Source organism: Dyadobacter sp. OTU695, assembly GCF_038440355.1.
In the GTDB taxonomy this organism is placed as follows: domain Bacteria; phylum Bacteroidota; class Bacteroidia; order Cytophagales; family Spirosomataceae; genus Dyadobacter.
The window spans coordinates 241,228-258,189 of record NZ_JASATN010000006.1; the positions used below are offsets into that span (position 1 = coordinate 241,228).

Consider the following 16,962-nt stretch of genomic DNA (forward strand, 5'->3'; position numbering starts at 1 on the left):
AGCCAGGCCTTATCCCTGCGTTTTGTTTTCCTGCCGGGTCGCCACCGAAATCTTGTTCGCCCTGCGCGCGTTCAACAGCGCTGTAAGCTGATAGAACATGAATTTGGGAATATTGACCAGCGATTGGTAGATCTTCGGGTCCGTTGGCGAGCTTTTAAGCGAAATATAGAACCCCAGCACAAAGACAAGCAACCCAATTAACCAGACCAGCGAGATAACCGGCGCGATTAGCAGATTGACCAGCATAAAAAACACCGAAAGCAGCAGAAATATGAACAAAGGCGGCCGTAGCAGCACCAGCCCGAACAGAATCTGGTTGAGACTGAAACGGGCAATGCCCTTAAACAGGATTTTGAACCCGTAACCAAAATATTTAAACCAGGTATTGATCCAGCGGGCACGCTGCTTTACGAGTTGATCCGAACCGGTTGTTTTTTCATCATAAACAACGGCTTTTTCGACGAAAGCTATGCGGTAGCCACGGCTTAGGATACCTTCCTGAAGTACCTTATCGAAACCCGCACCTGTCACATCCAGATGCCCGAGCACTTTTTCGTACAGTGTCGTGCTGAATGCCATTCCCGAACCCGCCAGCGTAGCCGATGAACCGGCTCCAAACAATACCTTTCCGTCGTAGAAATGGTAGTAAATATCGCGGGCCGCATCAAGACAGGCGTAGGTTGTATCCAGGTTTTTGGCCTCCCGCACACCTTGTACGGCCTGGTAGCCCTGGTTGAAATATACATTCAGCTCATTGAGGTACTCCGGATCGGTCAGGTTGTCGCTGTCGATGATCGTCAGGTGCGTGTGCGGCCGGATAAACCGGCGGATCGCGTAGAAGTGCGAACGGGTGTTGCTCCCCAGAACTTGCTCCGGACGCAGCAACGCGACCCTTTCAGCAGGGAAATGCAGGTTGCTGATGTCACATTTATCGGCAACAACGTAAATATGATAGCGCTCGTAGTTCAGTTGCAGCAGCGAGCCTACCACCGCAGGCAGTTGGGCCGTGTATTCGTAGGCCGTAACGATTATTCCGTAATCGGGAAGCGTCGCGTCACCGCTGGCAGGACGAGTTACTATCAGGGCCTTTCTCAGTAGATAAATTAACAGCAGAAAGACCGGAAACACCAGATTGTATCCGATCGCCGCCTGAACTGCCAGTCCTATCCATTCCAGGATTTTCATACTTCCGCCGGTTTTGCCACCCTTCCAGCCTGTTCGGGAATGCTCTCGGTGTTGGTGAGCACCCAGCCGGCAAATTTCCCATTCAGACTGTTGAGATACTGTATTTTGGATTGATCTTCCGAGCCAATAGTACGTCCCGCCGCAAATACTGAAACGACCAGATCCGAAAAGCTCACCCACTCCTTGGCCCGGTTCATTGCCCTTAGCGAATCGGTTTCGATAAGGATAATGTCAAAACGCGTCTTCAATGCCTGCAGACGCTCGCCGATCAGCTTTTCGCCGGCCAGTTCCAGGACGGAAATATCGCCGGTTTTTGACCCGAGAATGCTGATCTGCCCGGGTGCTGCTTCGGGCAGATTGTTGGATTTAACAAAGTTTTCAAAGGGTGTACTGTCCGGGTTCAGCTTGGAAATATCCGGCTGACTGAAATTGCCGTCGATAATGAGCACCGTCTTATTAATCTTTGAAAATGCCCAGGCCAGCGCGATCACAAACGGCGTTTTACCTACCCCGTAGCCCAGACTTGTAACGGCAATCACCTTGGGATCGCTCATTTCATTGTCCAGCTCATAACGGATCGACCGCACCAGGTTTTTATATAGCCGCAAGGACTTGTCGTCCGAAGCATTCATACCCGAAAGGCTCAGGTTCGAATCCTTATCGAGTGCATTTAAATATCCCAGCACCGGATTGCCTGTTTCGTTGGCCAGCTGCAAGGGATACCGGATCGATTTGTCCAGGTAATAAAGAATAAAAAACACAAACACGCAGAAAACGAAGCTGATCACACCGGAGAGAATCACCAGCACCATTTTCTTGGACGCCTGTACCTCGCCGGGCATGGCCCGTTCGATCAAACGCAGGTATACCGGGAAGCTGAATTCGAGACTGGCTTCATTGTAGCGCTGCAAAGCCTCGATATATTCCTTGCTGGCGATATCGATCGAGGTCTCGTACTCCTGGATTTTGGCTTCGTTCGGTACAAGCCCATCGAATTTACGGTTGAGACGGTCGAGCTCTCCCTGTATCGAGGCTACGCTGTTTTTAGCCAGTTCCAACGATATTTCCATGCTCAGTTTCTGGTTTACCAGGTCCTGCTTCACCACCATCGGGTTGTAGGCATACTTGTCAGTAGCCTCATTGATCTCTTCTGAGAGGCGGCTTCTCAGTGAATCCAGGCTGAATTTGACCCGGTTATCAAAGTTGCTCAGGATATACCGTTCATTGAGCGCCCTCAGGTTGATCTTGGTGGCGATGATCTTCTGGTTAATGTCGGTCAAAGCGCTCTCGAAATACTTACGCTCGGTCGGATTGAAGCGGCGATCGATGTTACCGATCGCAGCCGTATAGGCAATAATGTCTTTTTGAGCAATCTGGCGGCGGGTTTCAAAATCGGCCATCTGCCCATAGATGCTTTTAGCCTGTTCATTCAGATTCAGCACACGGTTCTGGATTTTGAAATTCTTCAAAGTATTCATCCGCTGGTTGAGTGCGCTCAGCTTTTGCAACATAAAGCTCTCAAGAAAATCGATCGTCTTCTTATTATTTCCCACCACGCGCAACGAATTGTCGGAGATGAACTCCTGGGCGAGCGTGTTGATCACATAGGCGGTCAGTTCGGGATGTTCTGCTTCAAATTCGATATCGATATAATCGCCTGCCCCGATGCGGTAGATGATGAGCTTCTCGCGCAGGGTATTTGCGCCGTAGCCCATGTCAACAATAATGTCGCTAAGCTTTTTTTCCTCGGGCTTCCATAAGAAAAGCTCCTCGCGCTTCTGATACTTCCCGGTGATCAGCGCGATGGCTTTCGCCTTATCAGCCTTGCTCATTTCTTCCAGTTCGCGCACCGGCTCACGCCATGTCGAATCTTTCAACCCTTTCAGGTCATTGAGAATCAATCGGTAAGAAACCTGATCGAGCGTTCTTTTCAGACGCATTACCTGGATCAGGCTTTCGAATTTGCGCGCAATCTGCTGGTCCTGCTCATCCTTGGCGCGGGTTATCACCTGGTCGGTTTTATCAACCAACCCGGTGGCAATTCGGGCATGGGATTCATAAGTATCCGGCAGCCGCCGGACGAGGAAGTAGCAAACAATAACGGTAATCAGCGGAACAAGGATCAGGGTGATCTTATTCCTTTGCAGCAATCTCAGAAACTGTATAACTTCGGTCATTTGATATCTTCTAATTTTTGTCCTACTAGTTCTTCCAGGCTGCTTTTGGCGACCAGCACCTCGCTTTCTGAATTCAACAGGTTCTGTGCGTGGTCGGTCTGCATGACCAACACCTGGTTATACTTTTCCAATGTCTCCTGGCCCATTTCGAAGCGCTTTTTCACATTCTCGAGCATGCTTTCCACATCCAGCGATGCATTCGACCGCACGCGGTAGACGGCTTTCTTCTGAATGTAAGTGAAATACCTTTTTTTAACCTCGGCTTCCATGTTCAGGTCGAACGACTGTTTATCGTACTCCGCCGATGCGAGCTCGCTCCTGGCCTGCTTGACCATCGCTGGCTTTTGCAGGATGGCGCCGATATTGACGAAGAAACCAAACTGATACGTAAATGGAAAAGACGCCGATACAGGAGTACCACTATTTTTGGGATTGTACAGATAGGAGAAGTTGAAAATGTCGAAGTATGAAAGTTTCGCCTTTTTGACGCCGGTCTCGGCCGCCTCAACATGCGCCTGATACATCTTGATTTTGGGATAATTGGCTCTGCATAAAGCGATCAGCTTATCCAGGTAGGCGTAATCCAGGTCTTTACTGAGGGACTCCTGCGCATAGCTGCTTTGGATCATAAAAAAAAACAGGAGCCCAAAAAAGGTAAATTTCATCGGCATATCAGGGTACAATATTTATTTAAAATCACTTTCACTTGATTTTGAAGCGATACGAAATACTTTTGGTAAAAATATTACTACATCTTACTAATCTAGGCAAAATGTCGCTGTCCGACCAAATCCGGAGCAGTCCCGGGCTAAAAAAATTTGTCCACTGGCTGCTGATACCAACCAATCAGGCTCGTCCAAGGCTCTGGGTCCGGGTGTTTTTGAATCGTTTTTTTCACAAAAGGGGCAAAAACGTCATCGTCCGCCGGTGGGTACGAATGGATGTGCTGCCTTTCAATCCGTTTTCGATCGGTGACAATTCGATGATCGAGGATTTCAGTACAATCAATAATGGTGTGGGGGCAGTAAGTATCGGCGCCAACTCGCTGGTCGGCCTGGGAAATGTTATTATCGGTCCGGTTACCATCGGCAACGATGTAATCCTGGCGCAGCATATCGTTGCCAGCGGTTTGAACCACAATTACCAGGACATTCAGCAGCCGATTCATAAACAAGGTGTAAGTGTCGCACCCATTGTCATTGAAGACGAATGCTGGATCGGAGCCAATGCCGTTGTTACTGCGGGCGTTACAATCGGCCGGCATTCGGTTGTCGCCGCCGGCGCTGTTGTCACCAAGGATATCCCACCCTATTCGGTCGCCGTGGGAAATCCCGCGCGCATTATCAAAAAATATGATCCCGGATACAAAGACTGGGTGAAAGCGTCCTGACATACCTTTTAGCCCGTCATACATTCTCCGACTGCAACAGCGCGGGAAAGGTTTTCAGGATGATTTCCATATCCATTTTAAAGGAAAACTCCCTGGCATAAGTGATATCGAGCTGCGTGCGTTCCTCCTCGGTCATATCGGATTTGCCTTTGCCGCGTTTGGTTACCTGCCACAATCCGGTAAGGCCGGCCGGGCCGGCAAAACGCAGGATTTTGTCATCGGTGGTCATCTTTTCCGCTTCGTATAAGGGCAGGGGGCGATTGCCCACCAGCGACATATCTCCCTTAAGAATATTGATCAGTTGAGGAAGCTCGTCGATGCTCGAATTCCTCAGAAAACTGCCCAGGCGCGTAATGCGCGGGTCGTTCTGAAATTTCATGAATGCCGCTTTCTGCTCTTTCTGGAAATGGTAAAGCTTTTCGCAGATTTCCTTACCGTCATGAAACAGCAGGCTTTTGCAACGGTTTCCGGCCTGACATTCGTCACAAAGCCCGTGCGTCTCGATCTGGGCGACGGGCTCGGCCTTCGAATACATATTCAATGCCGCCATTTTTCGGATCAGCTGGTCGGCGTCCGTCCGCATGGTCCTGAATTTGTAAAGGTCAAAAATCTTATAGCCGCTTCCTACCCTTTTGGATTTGTAAAAAACAGGTCCTTTCGAGTCGAGTTTGATCAGGATCGCTACAATGATAAATACCGGCAAGAGCAGGATTACCGCCGTACCGGTAGTGGCAATGTCGATCGCGCGCTTCCAGACCGGTGTTTTATGGCCCTGCGAGCCGATCCTTTCCGATGCTTTGCTAGCCACATACCACTGGCGCTTTTTGAAGTACTTGATGCGGGTAATCAAATCCCCGTCATCAAAGTTTACCGCAAAGATATCGTCGGCATGCTTGCTGCGGGCGATGTCGATGGCCTGGCGGGAGAGCCTGTCGACCAACAGGACAAAAGGGATATTGCCGAAACCAGCACTTTTTCGGATCGTGTCCAGCAACTCAACCCCACCGCTTGCGTCGTGCGCCACAATCACGTCGGCGGGAAAGTTTTCTCCCAATGCTTGCAGGGCCCCATCGGGGGAATCAAAATATTCCACCTGAAGGTATTCGGCGAATCGCTCGACGAACCTGAGGTATTCCTGAAAGTCGTTATGGACATAAATAACCCTGAACTGGGCAACGTAGGCCTTCCCTGCCGTTACCGTCTCAGTCGTTGTGCCGGCCAGTTCCATAATATCGTTATCGTTTAAGAGAAGCGTTTACTGCGCCGCAACACGGCGTTGATCTTGGCGTGCACCTCCATGGGATTGAAGGGCTTGACCATAAAATCGTCGGCACCCAGGTTAAGGCACTGGATGCGCTCGCTGCTTTCGTCAGAACCCGACAAGATAATAATAGGTATTTCCGAATACAGGTTGCTTGCCTTCGCCACTTTCAAAAACTCTTTACCACTCAGGTTGGGCATATGCAGGTCGGCGATGATCAGGTCGGCCTGATTACCTTCTTCCAGCCAAAGCATACCTTCGGAGCCGTCACTTTTGATCACCACGTTGAAGTCCTTCTTAAGAAAATGTTCCAGTATTTTGGTAATGCTGGGTTCGTCGTCTATAATCAACAGATTCTTTCTAACGTCCATAGGTTGAGGTATAAAAATGCAATATTTGATGTGGTACTATGAAGAAATAGCAAAATTACTTCGTGGAGTTAGTCATAATACTTGCCATAACAAAATTTAAGCCAGAAAATTGCAGATTTCACCAGTACATCACTCCGAGACCGGTCTAAAAATGGCCAGCAAGCGACTAGCGGTAGAAGATCACAAATTCAGAAATGGTAAAAAATCAAGAGATGGGCAGTTAAGAGCTTGTAGTAAAATTAAATACTGCCGCGTAGATCACAAAAAATAAGTGCTCTATTTTGGGAAAATTTTAAAATTACTTCTACAAGTCTCCCTATAACCGTCTGATTTGAATGGGATTATTGGGAACGCCGGAATTGTAGCTGTACTTGCGCCACAGACTTAACCGGCCTGCCGTTCACACGGGCGGGCGCCCAGGCGGGTCCGTTACTGATAAGACGGATCGCGTCTTTTTGAAGTTGCTCGGGGCCTTTGGCTACAAAATCGGATAAGACACCTGATGCGCTGACGGCAAATGTCACCATTATTTGAGCAGTTATAGACGCAGAGTCCGTGTTTCTATCGAGATGAGCCTGGTAGGACGGCCAACCCATTCTCGGGAGGGCAGACAGCGTATCGACACGAACGACTATATCGTCGATTTTTTTTCCGTCATATGCTGGCCTATGGCTCACAATATATTGGGTATCAACAGCTTTTTCTTCTGATCTCACCCTGGCGGCCATTGATTTTCGGACGGCCTGTGCAGTGCCGGGCGCAATCAAGGCATTGGCCGGTTGAGCAGGCGTCTGCGCAATATGATTTTCGGCCCGGATCGAGTCTGCCAGTACGATCTCAGCTGCATCCTGGCGCTCCTCCGCGTCGGCAAGCACCGAAGTTGTCAAAGCTGGTTCGGGCTTTGGCGCGGCCTGAGGGATTTGCCCGGACCGGATTGCCAGGCCTGGTTTACCGGAAATTAAAGCATCGGGTTTAGCCACGCCCGAAGTGACTGATTTATGAGGCTTTTCCGGCTGAATGGGCGCATTCACATCAGCCTGCTCAGGTTTGGGTGCTGCCACTTCTTTCCGCGTTGTCGCTACCTCAGGCTTTTGCACATCAATTCTATGATCACGTGAGAAAAAGGCCCAGTAAGCCCATAAGGCCAGCACTACGGAAGCCGCCGATACGTAGTGCCATACCGGTATTGATTTCCTGCGGGCAGGCGCTAGACGTTTGCCCAGCCGCTCTTGCAGGTCCGCGCGAACGTTCTCAGCGCGGGTATTTCCTGCGCGCCAGACGAGAAAACCCTCATAAGCTTCGGCCAGCAGCGGCTCGGCCAGCATTTTTCCTTCCAGCAAGCGCTGCTCGGCTAATGGCATCTCGCCGCTGTAGTAGCGTTCGAAATCGTCAAAATCCGGTATATGATCGTTAGTAGCTGCCATTGTTTTCAATGCAAATTTTCAGCTTTCGCTTTCCATTCTGGATGTAACTTTTCACTTTACCTACCTCATAGCCAGTTTCCCATGCAATATCGCGATAGCATTTGTTTTGCAGGTAAAACAGCTCGATGCTGATCCGCTGTTGGCTAACCAGCTTTTGAAGGCATTCATCCAACGAGTCCAGCCGTTCCTGTATTTCGAATGCACCGTCATCATGGGTCGTTTCAACTTGCCATTCATTTTCCCGGTCTTTCACCGGCTCGTCCCCTGCGGCAACCCGCGATGCCCGGAGTTTCATCAAACAATAATTCCGAGATACGCTATGCAGCCAACTTTTGAAATTTGCAACTTCATGCTGCCTGAGGTCAACAACCAGCTTTTCAAATATCTGCATTACCGCGTCCTTGCTCTCCTCTTCGCTGCGCAAATACTGAAAGCACACCCCGAAAACCATATCCATATAAGGCTCATACAATGCGCCCAACAAAGCTAGATCGCCAAAGCGCCGGTATGCAGCAAGCCTTTCGGCTTCGCTCACCGGTTCATTGACTTTACCCTGAAAGAATTTCAAAAACTTCACGTGTGCTCTGGGATTGTTTCAAGCCTTTCGGTTACTGGATGCGGTTTAATCAAAATTCCATAAAAAAATTCTAAAACTTTTATGGAATTACCTGCCGGACCGCATCCAGCGGATAAATAACGAAATCGGTAAAACCATGAAAACAAGAGCAATTATTCTGCTAGCCATCTTTTTGAGTGCCTTCGCGTTGTTGCCCGAGCGCATTATCACTGGCATAGTAACCGACGGGGCAAATACGCCCATCGCCGGCGTTAATGTAACCATACAGGGCAGCGGCGCCGGCACGGTAACCGACCAGACAGGTCGCTTCTCGATTCGCGTGCCAAACCTGACCAGGGCGCTCGTGTTTAAAAAGACCGGATATGCCCCATTGAGAATGCCCGTTACATCGGGTTCTTTCCTGAAGGTGGTGATAATCCCAAGAATAGATACGATGCAGCCCCAGCAAATAGCGGATCAGGAATTGAATGCAGTGGAGCTGTCACGCACCGCAAAGTCATTGGCATTCAACCAGGTTCGCACTGCCCCTTCCGCGTTTCGGGGAACTGCTATTCATTTGCCCTCCCCTACCGAAAGCTACAAACCGATCAATGAAAATGGTTTTCTTTTGGTCAGTCAGCAGCCGGTAACGACTTTCTCAGTCGACGTCGATCGCGCTGCTTACAGTAATGTGCGCCGCTTTCTGAACAATGGCCAAATGCCGCCCGAGGATGCTGTGAGAATCGAGGAGATGATCAATTATTTTGACTACAACTATCCACAGCCTTCCGGGGAGCATCCCGTGGCGATCACCTCCGAAACCACAGATTCACCATGGAATCCGGGCCTGAAACTGGTGCATATCGGATTGCAGGCCAAAACCATTTCGACCGAAAACCTGCCTGCGTCCAATCTGGTTTTCCTCATCGATGTATCAGGCTCAATGAGCGACCCTAACAAGCTTCCTTTGCTCAAACAGGCCTTCAAACTGTTGGTCGACCAGCTTCGGGCGGAAGATAAAACTTCGATCGTCGCCTATGCAGGCTCGGCCGGTATGGTGTTGGCCCCTACTTCCGGAAAAGAGAAAAAGACCATTAAAGAGGCTTTGGACAAACTGGAAGCGGGTGGCTCAACGGCCGGGGGCGAAGGCATTGAACTGGCTTATGATCTTGCCAAAAAGCACTTCCTTCCCAAAGGCAACAACCGCGTCATCCTGGCTACTGACGGCGACTTCAATGTGGGCATTTCCAGCGAATCCGAATTACAGAAACTAATCGAGGACAAACGCAAAGCAGGCATTTTTCTCAGCGTAATGGGTTTTGGAATGGGTAATTATAAAGACAGCCAGGTCGAAACACTGGCCGACAAAGGAAATGGTAACTACGCTTACATTGATAATATCCAGGAAGCAAGGAAGGAATTTGTGCAGGAATTTGGCGGTACTTTGTTCACCATCGCCAAGGATGTCAAAATCCAAATCGAATTTAACCCGGCGCTAGTGCAAGCCTACCGCCTGATCGGCTATGAGAACCGCGCATTGCGCAACGATGAATTCGACGACGACAAAAAAGACGCCGGCGAGATGGGTTCAGGCCATATGGTAACGGCCATTTACGAAATTGTTCCCAAGGGGGTGCAGAGCTCCTACATCCAATCAAGCGGGGCATTGAAATATCAGCAAGGCAATGGTGCAACAACCGGAAGCAGCGACGAAATGATGACCGTCAAAGTCCGTTATAAAAAGCCCGACAGTGAGCAAAGTTTGCTTTTCGAGCTGCCGGTAAAAGCAATGCCTGTCGCATTTGAAAAATGTTCTGAAAATCTCAGATTCGCAAGCGCCGTAGCCGAGTTCGGTCTGTTGCTACGTGGTTCTGAATACAAAGGAAAAGCTACTTATGCGGACGTGATCCAGCGTGCGCGAGGTGCTTTCGGGAAAGATGAAGAGGGTTACCGCTCCGAATTTATGCAATTGGTCAAAGCCGCACAGAGCCTGGATGGCTCGCAGGGGACGGTTCGGAAGTAATGTATATTGAAATAAAAGCTAGTTGGGACTTTCCGGCTAGCTTTTGCTTTCAGGCTCATGATCCGAATTGTTCAACGATTCAAGTACCTCTTTGGCCGGTAAATACTTAAACCCCTCCTCCCCGTCACCGACCATTACACCATCTCCGGCCAAAGCCCTCTCCTCGATCATTTTGCGTACAGCTTTTCTAACACCCAAAATAATTCGTCCGGAAAGGTTATCGGTATTTTTAGTCTCTGTTTTCATTTCCATCGAGTCTTAATTTTTTTCCAAAGAACCTCATCGAAAACAAGTTCGGCATCAATTTTCCTTCAAGGCCTTCAAGATCAAATCCCGCCCCTGCTCGCTATACTGCAACGACAACGCCGCCTCGCGACCCGGATCGCTCATTTTGCCCCAGGTTTTACGCAAGATATCTATCATTTTTTCCTCGGTCATTTTGGCGATCAGATCATCATACTGGTATTGGAGGAAAACCAGGCATAGGGCGTTTTCCATGGTTTGCACGTCGGTATCGCTTTTCAGGCGCTGTTTGAGTACGATCTGCTTGACGCGATTGATTGTTTCCTGGTCATATCCAACCCCGGAAAGGATTTCAGCAGCAATACCTGCATGATATTTGGACAGGTCACTGCGCCATTTAAGATAACCCACTCTACCATCCGGATAACTTTTACGGGCAATTTCCCAGCGGCCGATATGCTGGCACCGCGATGCCAGAAGCAGGCTTTCATCTGCTTGTGGATCGAGTTTAGTAACCCAGTCGTGCAGTTTTATAGCATAAAAGTACTCGATCGGATAGGACACATTGTCCCATACAGTGTGCTCGGGCGAGCGATTGTTGTATTCGTCAAAAAGTTCAAAAGCTTTGTCGAGCTTGCTCATGATGATCTGGTGTAGGTAAATGCTATTGTGCTGCCTTGAATTTCAGGGCAATAGTAGTCATGCGTGGGTAATCATAGGCTGTGCTTTGCGTTTTCATCACGAAAGAATCCTTTCGGACGTCAACCGGGCGCACGATCCATTCTCCTTTGCCGCCCCCATCGGCCGCGCTGATAGTGATATTTTGGGGGGTGAGTTGCCATTTGAGCAAAAAAGACTTGGATTCTCCTTTAAAGACTCCGGAAAACACACCGTCCTTTTTCACTCGTACAGTTTCCATATACCTCTGAAAATCAATACTGCCAAATTGCTGGGTCATTTTACCGTCTTTGAAGGTGACCGCGTCGTTGACGCTAATCTGGTCGATCTTCCACTCTGGCACGGCGGTGAGCAATTCCGCAGCCTCCTGCGGCGTTCCGGCTGGCCGGTCGCAGGAGGCTATGTAAGCACCTGTCACGACCAGCAGCATGAAAACGGTGATTTTTCTGAAAAGCATGGTAAACCCGGAGTTGATGACTATGCGCAAATATAGCCACAACTGCATTTGTCTTCCGATTAAATTGCGGGAATACTCATTCGCGATTGTAAAGCAGCGTAATCGACGAGAGAAACTGAGCGGCCTGCTCGCTGATCTGTCCGGGCAACAGCCGCCACGACCAATTATTTTCGCTCGAACCCGGAAGGTTCATTTTAGCCGTCTCATCCAAATTAAGGACATCCTGAATGGGCAAAATAGCCGTTTTCGCTACGGAACCGAAGACAGTCCTGGCCAGCTCTGCTGCCACATTCTCTTCGGAAATCGCTTTCCCAAGGTACATTTCAATACGCTCCTGCATGCCAGTAGCGGCTTGCTCGCGGTACCAACCTCTGGTCGTGTTGTTGTCGTGTGTGCCCGTGTAAGCAATAAAATCAGGCTTGTAGTGATGCGGAATATGATCGGATTGCGGCATACTTTCGTCAAATGCGAATTGCAGCACCTTCATTCCGGGGAGGTTGAACTTATCCCGCAGCAGATGGACCTCAGAACCAATTTCTCCCAAATCTTCCGCGACGAAAGGCAAGCGGCCCAGAGCCGCTTCTGCTTTCCGAAAAAAATCTTCGCCAGGGCCGGTTTTCCATGTGCCGTTGACGGCGATCCTCTCACCGCCCGGTACTTCCCAATAGTCTGCAAATGCCCTGAAATGGTCTAACCGGACCAGGTCGAACAACTCTATATTCCGCGCCAACCGATCTATCCACCATTGGTATCCCTGCGACCGGAGGGCGTTCCAGTTGAAAACAGGCATACCCCAAAGCTGCCCATCCTCGGAGAAGGCATCAGGGGGCACGCCGGCAATGCCGGTGATCTTACCCTCCTGGTCCACGCAAAACAATTCACGGTGTGCCCAGACGTCCGCCGAATCGTAACTGACATAGAATGGAATATCGCCAAGCAGTTTGATCTGCCGGTCATTGCAATATCGCCGGAGCGCTTTCCATTGCTTGTCAAACACATATTGCTGCCATTCAACCCGCTGGATTTGCTCATGATCGGTCTGCCTCAATTTGCCGAGTGCTGCCTGCTGCCGGTCTCGGAACTCTTCAGGCCAGGTGTACCAAGGCCTATTTTCAAACCGCTCTTTAAGTACTGTGTATAAGGCAAAATCGTGCAGCCACGATGAATGGCTGGCCACGAACTCCTCAAATTCTCCCTGTGCTTGGCCAGGACCCTGATTGTAGTTTTCAAATGCCCTTTGCAGCAAAACTTGTTTCTTTTGTCCAGCTGCCTGGAAATCCACCGTTGACGATTCGGGTAAATAGTTATGCGCCAGGTCCTGATCGGTCAGAAAACCTTCCAGAACCAACGCTTCCGGACTGATCAGCAACGAATTGCCTGCATGACTTGACAGGGCACTGTAAGGAGAATTGCCCTGAGACGTCTCTGTTGGATTGAGCGGCAGAATTTGCCAGAATTTCTGATGGGTCCGCTCTAAAAAATCCGCGAAGTTATACGCCTCAGGACCAATGTCGCCGATTCCAAACGGAGAGGCCAACGAGCTGATATGCAACAGCACACCAGCACTGCGTTCGTTTTCAACGCGCTTGCCCTTTAATACTGCCAAAGGTACTCTGGTGAAAAGATCGGCCGGAAAAAGTTTCGTCTGGAAAAGCTCCTGGCTGCCGGTGAGTTCGTTACTCCATTCGGGAAGTATGTTCCCGGGTAGGACGATATGCGTATCCTGCCAATCCAGGTCAAAAAAGTCCTTTTGCTGGGCGCGGCTCATCACAGCCACATGCAGCGGAATGATCGTCAGGAAAACATCGCGTTTATGGCAACGCATAAATGCCAGCAGATGATCCTTATAGATTCCCCTTATTTTCAATGGTATATATTCGCCGTGCGTAAAAAGCAGTGGTTCCTGGCCTCGCAGCTGGAACAATCGCTGCATCAGCCAAAGCTTTATCTGCCCGTTTCGACGCTCATCCCAAAGTTTTTGCAGCAGCGGGTCTGGTTCATAATTTTCCAGCTCGTCAAGCAACTCTTTTCTTTTTTCGAAATCGACCTTACGCCGGTTGTCGGGATCTACAAGGCTCAAATCCCACAGTTCACAGCCCTGGTAGACGTCGGGAATGCCCGGGCAAGTGAATTTAAGCGCAACTTGCGCCAACGAATTAATAATGCCAAAGTCCGCGATGGAGCCCAGTAGCTTTTGAAAAGATCCGAAAAACCCAGAATCGTCTTTCAGTATCTCTTTGGCAAAAGCCTTGACTTTGTTCTCATAGGCTTCGTTGGGCGACGACCACGATGAATGCATCTTGGCCTCCCTTAATGCCTTCTGCAAATACTCATTTAACCTCTCTGCGAAATCGCCGGCATCTTCCCCTGGCATCGGATAAGCCCCGGCTATGGTCTGGTAAATAAGATATTCATCATTGTCGCTGAGCTGCTGCCCGGATCCACGCAAGGCACCATTAATCTGCCGCCAATGTTTTACTTCTCCGATCCATTCATCGGCCAAATCGGTGAGCACATTCAACCTGGCACGCACGTCTTCACCACGCTTGGTATCGTGCGTAGATGTGGCATTCAACGCCATTGGCCATTGCCTCTGGCGCGTTTTCATGTAGCTGTGAAAATCGCTGACCGTTATCCCAAAACGGTTCGGAAAATCACCGACCTCATTATGGCCGATAAAGCGGTTATAGGTGTACATCAGCGTATCTTCCCCTCCTTTGGCCATCAACGGCCCGGTAAACTGCATGCATCGCTGATAAAATTCAGCCGCCCGGCGATTGTAACCTTCATCACCCAATGCAGGGCGATGAATAAAGCATTGTTCCAGCACTTCCACGGCCGGCGACAAATCGAGATGATGCTTGCTGATGTCAATCAATATATCTTTCACTGCTTGCGATTCCCGTTCGGAGAGCGGCATTTCGCTGCCATAATATCGGTACACCGGGCAGTGGATCAGGAACTCACCGATTACCTGACAAACGAGGCCGGCCCCGATCCGGTCCAGCGTTTGCGGGTCAATCAATTCCAACGAGACGAACAGCTGATACAGATTTTCGAGCTCGCCGGCCATGTGCCCGTAAAGTATTTCACTTTTTTTGCTCAACAACTGTTCGACAACTGGCCGGCCGTCTGCTGTCAACGAAGTATAAAATGTGGTAAATGCTTCTTTGGCGGATTGATTTGTAAACAGGTTATTGACCACGGCGAGAAACTCGTAGCCAGTCGTTCCCTGTATGGGCCATAACTCAGGCAGGCTCTCGTCTTCTCCCAGAATTTTCTCAGTGATAATGTATGTCTGGTTTCCTGTTTGTTGGCGAAGCCTGAGCAGATAGGATGTTGGATCGGCAAGACCGTCTATATGATCGATTCGGAGTCCCTGGAAGAGGCCTTCCCGGGTCAGTTGGCTGATGAGTGTATGGTATTTCTCAAAAACGGCCTCATCCTGTATACTCAGGCAAATAAGTCCGTTTACGGTAAAAAAGCGCCGGTAGTTGATCTCTTCCTCTGTCCGTTGCCAATGACAGGGAAGATAATTCTGCTGATCTGCCAGTGCCGCAAGCATTGCCGGATCTTCGTTGACTTTTAACAAGGCAGCCTCGATCGACGCTTTCGCTTCTGCATTGTTGTAAAGCGAGCGAAGCTGTAAGATCCACTCGTCCCAGCTCTGGGAAAATGCCGGGGCATCCTCGATATGATTCATTTCTTTCAGCTGGTCGAGCAGTTGCATGAGGGCCTGTGATTTTTCCCCCACATTTTGGAGCAGTACCTGATACGACCGCAGGTTCAGTGGGAAGACCTGCCCGCCGAAGTCGAGCGCGAATCGGTTACCGTCGTAGACCACCTTTACTTCACCGGCGGCAATCATTTCCTGCGCCTCTTTGGCCAGAAATGGCACCATAAGCTTGCCCTGGAAAAACTCGCTATTCCAGGCGACGTCAAAGTACGGGGCCCAAACCGACTGTTTCCCTTTTTCGAGAAGATCCATCAGCCACGGGTTTTCCGGGTGAAAGGCCATATGGTTGGGAACAATATCCTGCAACCAGCCAATTTTTGATTCGCCAAGTCTTGATACCAGGTTACGCAATTGGTCGATGGTGCCAATTTCAGGGTCGATCCGCTCGGGGTCTACCCCGTCGTAGCCGTGCGTACTGCCTGCCACGGAGGCCAGGATCGGGGAAGCATAAATCGTTCCCACACCCAATTTTCTGAAATAAGGTATCAGATATTCAAAATCCTGAAATGAAAAGTCTTTGTGAAATTGGAGCCGGTAAGTGGAGACTGGGTTATTCATGCATGCTGACGATAAGTGTATCCTCAGCCCATTAAATATTATGCCAGCGGAAGGCACGACGAAGGCTGCTATTTTCTGAGAAGCTCTCTCAGCAGCCGTATTTCGAGGGGTTTTGGCAGGAGTTCAATAATGTAGGGGTTTGCTTTGGCTTGCTCGATGTCCGACACGTCGACCGTAGACGATATCATAAACAGGCGGATCCGTTTTCGGACCGCGTCAGGTAACAAACCATACTGTTCGGTGAATTCAAAGCCGTTCAGTTCAGGCATTTGAAGATCCAGAAGGATCACAGTTTCGGGCATGTCCACATCCTGCTTACGAAGGTGATCTATCGCATGCTGTGCCGAGTTGAACGTTTTTACCGTTTGGGTTAAACCGCTTTTGAGCAGCAATTTCTCCTGGGTAAACTGATCGAATACACTGTCGTCTACGATAATAAATTCCATTTTTATAGTAAGAGAAGGGTTCCACAATATCCATTATACTCAACCTCAATAGGATTCGTCCTACCTCTACGACTATTAAATTGTAGAAATAATTGTCGCAAATAAGCTACAAAATTGTCAAATCTAACTGACAAACCGGCAAATATTGACTTGATACGCTGGCCAGGCCCCGATTATAGTACACATGTTGTCTATGATTCCGGGTGGCAAGACCAATAAACCTGCGGTTACTGTTTTAGTTTCCTTGGGCCAGTTGCTGGCTATCGTTGAGTGGTGAGATCTGATGGAAGTGGGCTACTGAATACAAAAAGATAATAAATATTTTTTTTACTCTCAAGGCAGAACCAGCATTTCTGATCGCGGCGCATCAGCCGAATCTTTCCAGCATCCGGTTTCACCTCTGCAGGCACGATTTTGATCATCATTGCCGGCATTCATCATCCAACAACTAAAAACT

At 49.4% G+C, this 16,962-nt stretch carries 14 protein-coding genes; 2 read left to right on the top strand and 12 right to left on the bottom strand.

Going from position 1 to position 16,962, the window contains the following annotated elements; all coding sequences use genetic code 11:
• Nucleotides 1-9: 9 nt before the first annotated feature.
• The 3 genes from AAHB90_RS14185 to AAHB90_RS14195 are packed head-to-tail and all read right to left on the bottom strand — an operon-like array spanning nucleotide 10 to nucleotide 4,027.
• A complete protein-coding gene (locus tag AAHB90_RS14185) occupies nucleotides 10-1,185 on the bottom strand; it encodes a glycosyltransferase (protein ID WP_342085856.1) in 1,176 nt (391 codons plus the stop codon).
• Entirely contained in the window at nucleotides 1,182-3,362 is a 2,181-nt protein-coding gene (locus AAHB90_RS14190) for an exopolysaccharide transport family protein (RefSeq protein WP_342085857.1), read from the bottom strand. Before AAHB90_RS14190 ends, AAHB90_RS14185 begins: the two co-directional genes overlap by 4 nt.
• Nucleotides 3,359-4,027: a TolC family protein gene (locus tag AAHB90_RS14195; RefSeq protein WP_342085858.1), complete on the bottom strand. Its 669-nt coding sequence runs from the start codon at nucleotides 4,025-4,027 to the stop codon at nucleotides 3,359-3,361. The genes AAHB90_RS14190 and AAHB90_RS14195 overlap by 4 nt, the downstream gene beginning before the upstream one ends.
• A gap of 107 nt (nucleotides 4,028-4,134) precedes the next feature.
• On the opposite strand from AAHB90_RS14195, the gene AAHB90_RS14200 reads away from it, so the two are divergent.
• Nucleotides 4,135-4,752 (top strand): acyltransferase, encoded by a 618-nt coding sequence (locus tag AAHB90_RS14200; RefSeq protein WP_342085859.1) that lies wholly within the window; start codon nucleotides 4,135-4,137, stop codon nucleotides 4,750-4,752.
• 16 nt (nucleotides 4,753-4,768) lie between these two features.
• On the opposite strand, the gene AAHB90_RS14205 is transcribed toward AAHB90_RS14200, so the two are convergent.
• The 4 genes from AAHB90_RS14205 to AAHB90_RS14220 all read right to left on the bottom strand — a co-directional run bounded on the left by AAHB90_RS14205 (nucleotide 4,769) and on the right by AAHB90_RS14220 (nucleotide 8,385).
• Nucleotides 4,769-5,980: a sugar transferase gene (locus AAHB90_RS14205; RefSeq protein WP_342085860.1), complete on the bottom strand. Its 1,212-nt coding sequence runs from the start codon at nucleotides 5,978-5,980 to the stop codon at nucleotides 4,769-4,771.
• Nucleotides 5,981-5,994: 14 nt separating this feature from the next.
• Complete coding sequence (locus AAHB90_RS14210) at nucleotides 5,995-6,384, bottom strand: response regulator transcription factor (protein ID WP_342085861.1); 390 nt, start codon at nucleotides 6,382-6,384, stop codon at nucleotides 5,995-5,997.
• Nucleotides 6,385-6,725: 341 nt separating this feature from the next.
• Nucleotides 6,726-7,808: a hypothetical protein gene (locus tag AAHB90_RS14215; protein ID WP_342085862.1), complete on the bottom strand. Its 1,083-nt coding sequence runs from the start codon at nucleotides 7,806-7,808 to the stop codon at nucleotides 6,726-6,728.
• On the bottom strand, nucleotides 7,795-8,385 hold the full coding sequence (locus AAHB90_RS14220; RefSeq protein ID WP_342085863.1) for an RNA polymerase sigma factor: 591 nt from the start codon (nucleotides 8,383-8,385) through the stop codon (nucleotides 7,795-7,797). The genes AAHB90_RS14215 and AAHB90_RS14220 overlap by 14 nt, the downstream gene beginning before the upstream one ends.
• Nucleotides 8,386-8,521: 136 nt before the next feature.
• Between AAHB90_RS14220 and AAHB90_RS14225 the strand changes: the two genes are divergently transcribed.
• The gene (locus AAHB90_RS14225) at nucleotides 8,522-10,387 is read left to right on the top strand and encodes a vWA domain-containing protein (RefSeq protein ID WP_342085864.1); all 1,866 of its coding nucleotides are present in this window, start codon (nucleotides 8,522-8,524) and stop codon (nucleotides 10,385-10,387) included.
• Between the two features lie 36 nt (nucleotides 10,388-10,423).
• Here AAHB90_RS14225 and AAHB90_RS14230 read toward each other — a convergent pair whose 3' ends face one another.
• The 5 genes from AAHB90_RS14230 to AAHB90_RS14250 all read right to left on the bottom strand — a co-directional run bounded on the left by AAHB90_RS14230 (nucleotide 10,424) and on the right by AAHB90_RS14250 (nucleotide 16,505).
• A complete protein-coding gene (locus tag AAHB90_RS14230; RefSeq protein ID WP_342085865.1) occupies nucleotides 10,424-10,633 on the bottom strand; it encodes a hypothetical protein in 210 nt (69 codons plus the stop codon).
• A 54-nt stretch (nucleotides 10,634-10,687) separates the two neighbouring features.
• Nucleotides 10,688-11,272 carry a DUF4202 domain-containing protein gene (locus AAHB90_RS14235; RefSeq protein WP_342085866.1) on the bottom strand — a complete coding sequence of 195 codons (585 nt, stop codon included), beginning with the start codon at nucleotides 11,270-11,272 and terminating at the stop codon, nucleotides 10,688-10,690.
• A gap of 22 nt (nucleotides 11,273-11,294) precedes the next feature.
• Nucleotides 11,295-11,765 (bottom strand): hypothetical protein, encoded by a 471-nt coding sequence (locus AAHB90_RS14240; protein WP_342085867.1) that lies wholly within the window; start codon nucleotides 11,763-11,765, stop codon nucleotides 11,295-11,297.
• Nucleotides 11,766-11,841: 76 nt separating this feature from the next.
• The gene (treY, locus tag AAHB90_RS14245; protein WP_342085868.1) at nucleotides 11,842-16,059 is read right to left on the bottom strand and encodes a malto-oligosyltrehalose synthase; all 4,218 of its coding nucleotides are present in this window, start codon (nucleotides 16,057-16,059) and stop codon (nucleotides 11,842-11,844) included.
• Between the two features lie 68 nt (nucleotides 16,060-16,127).
• Entirely contained in the window at nucleotides 16,128-16,505 is a 378-nt protein-coding gene (locus AAHB90_RS14250) for a response regulator (protein ID WP_342085869.1), read from the bottom strand.
• Nucleotides 16,506-16,962: the final 457 nt, after the last annotated feature.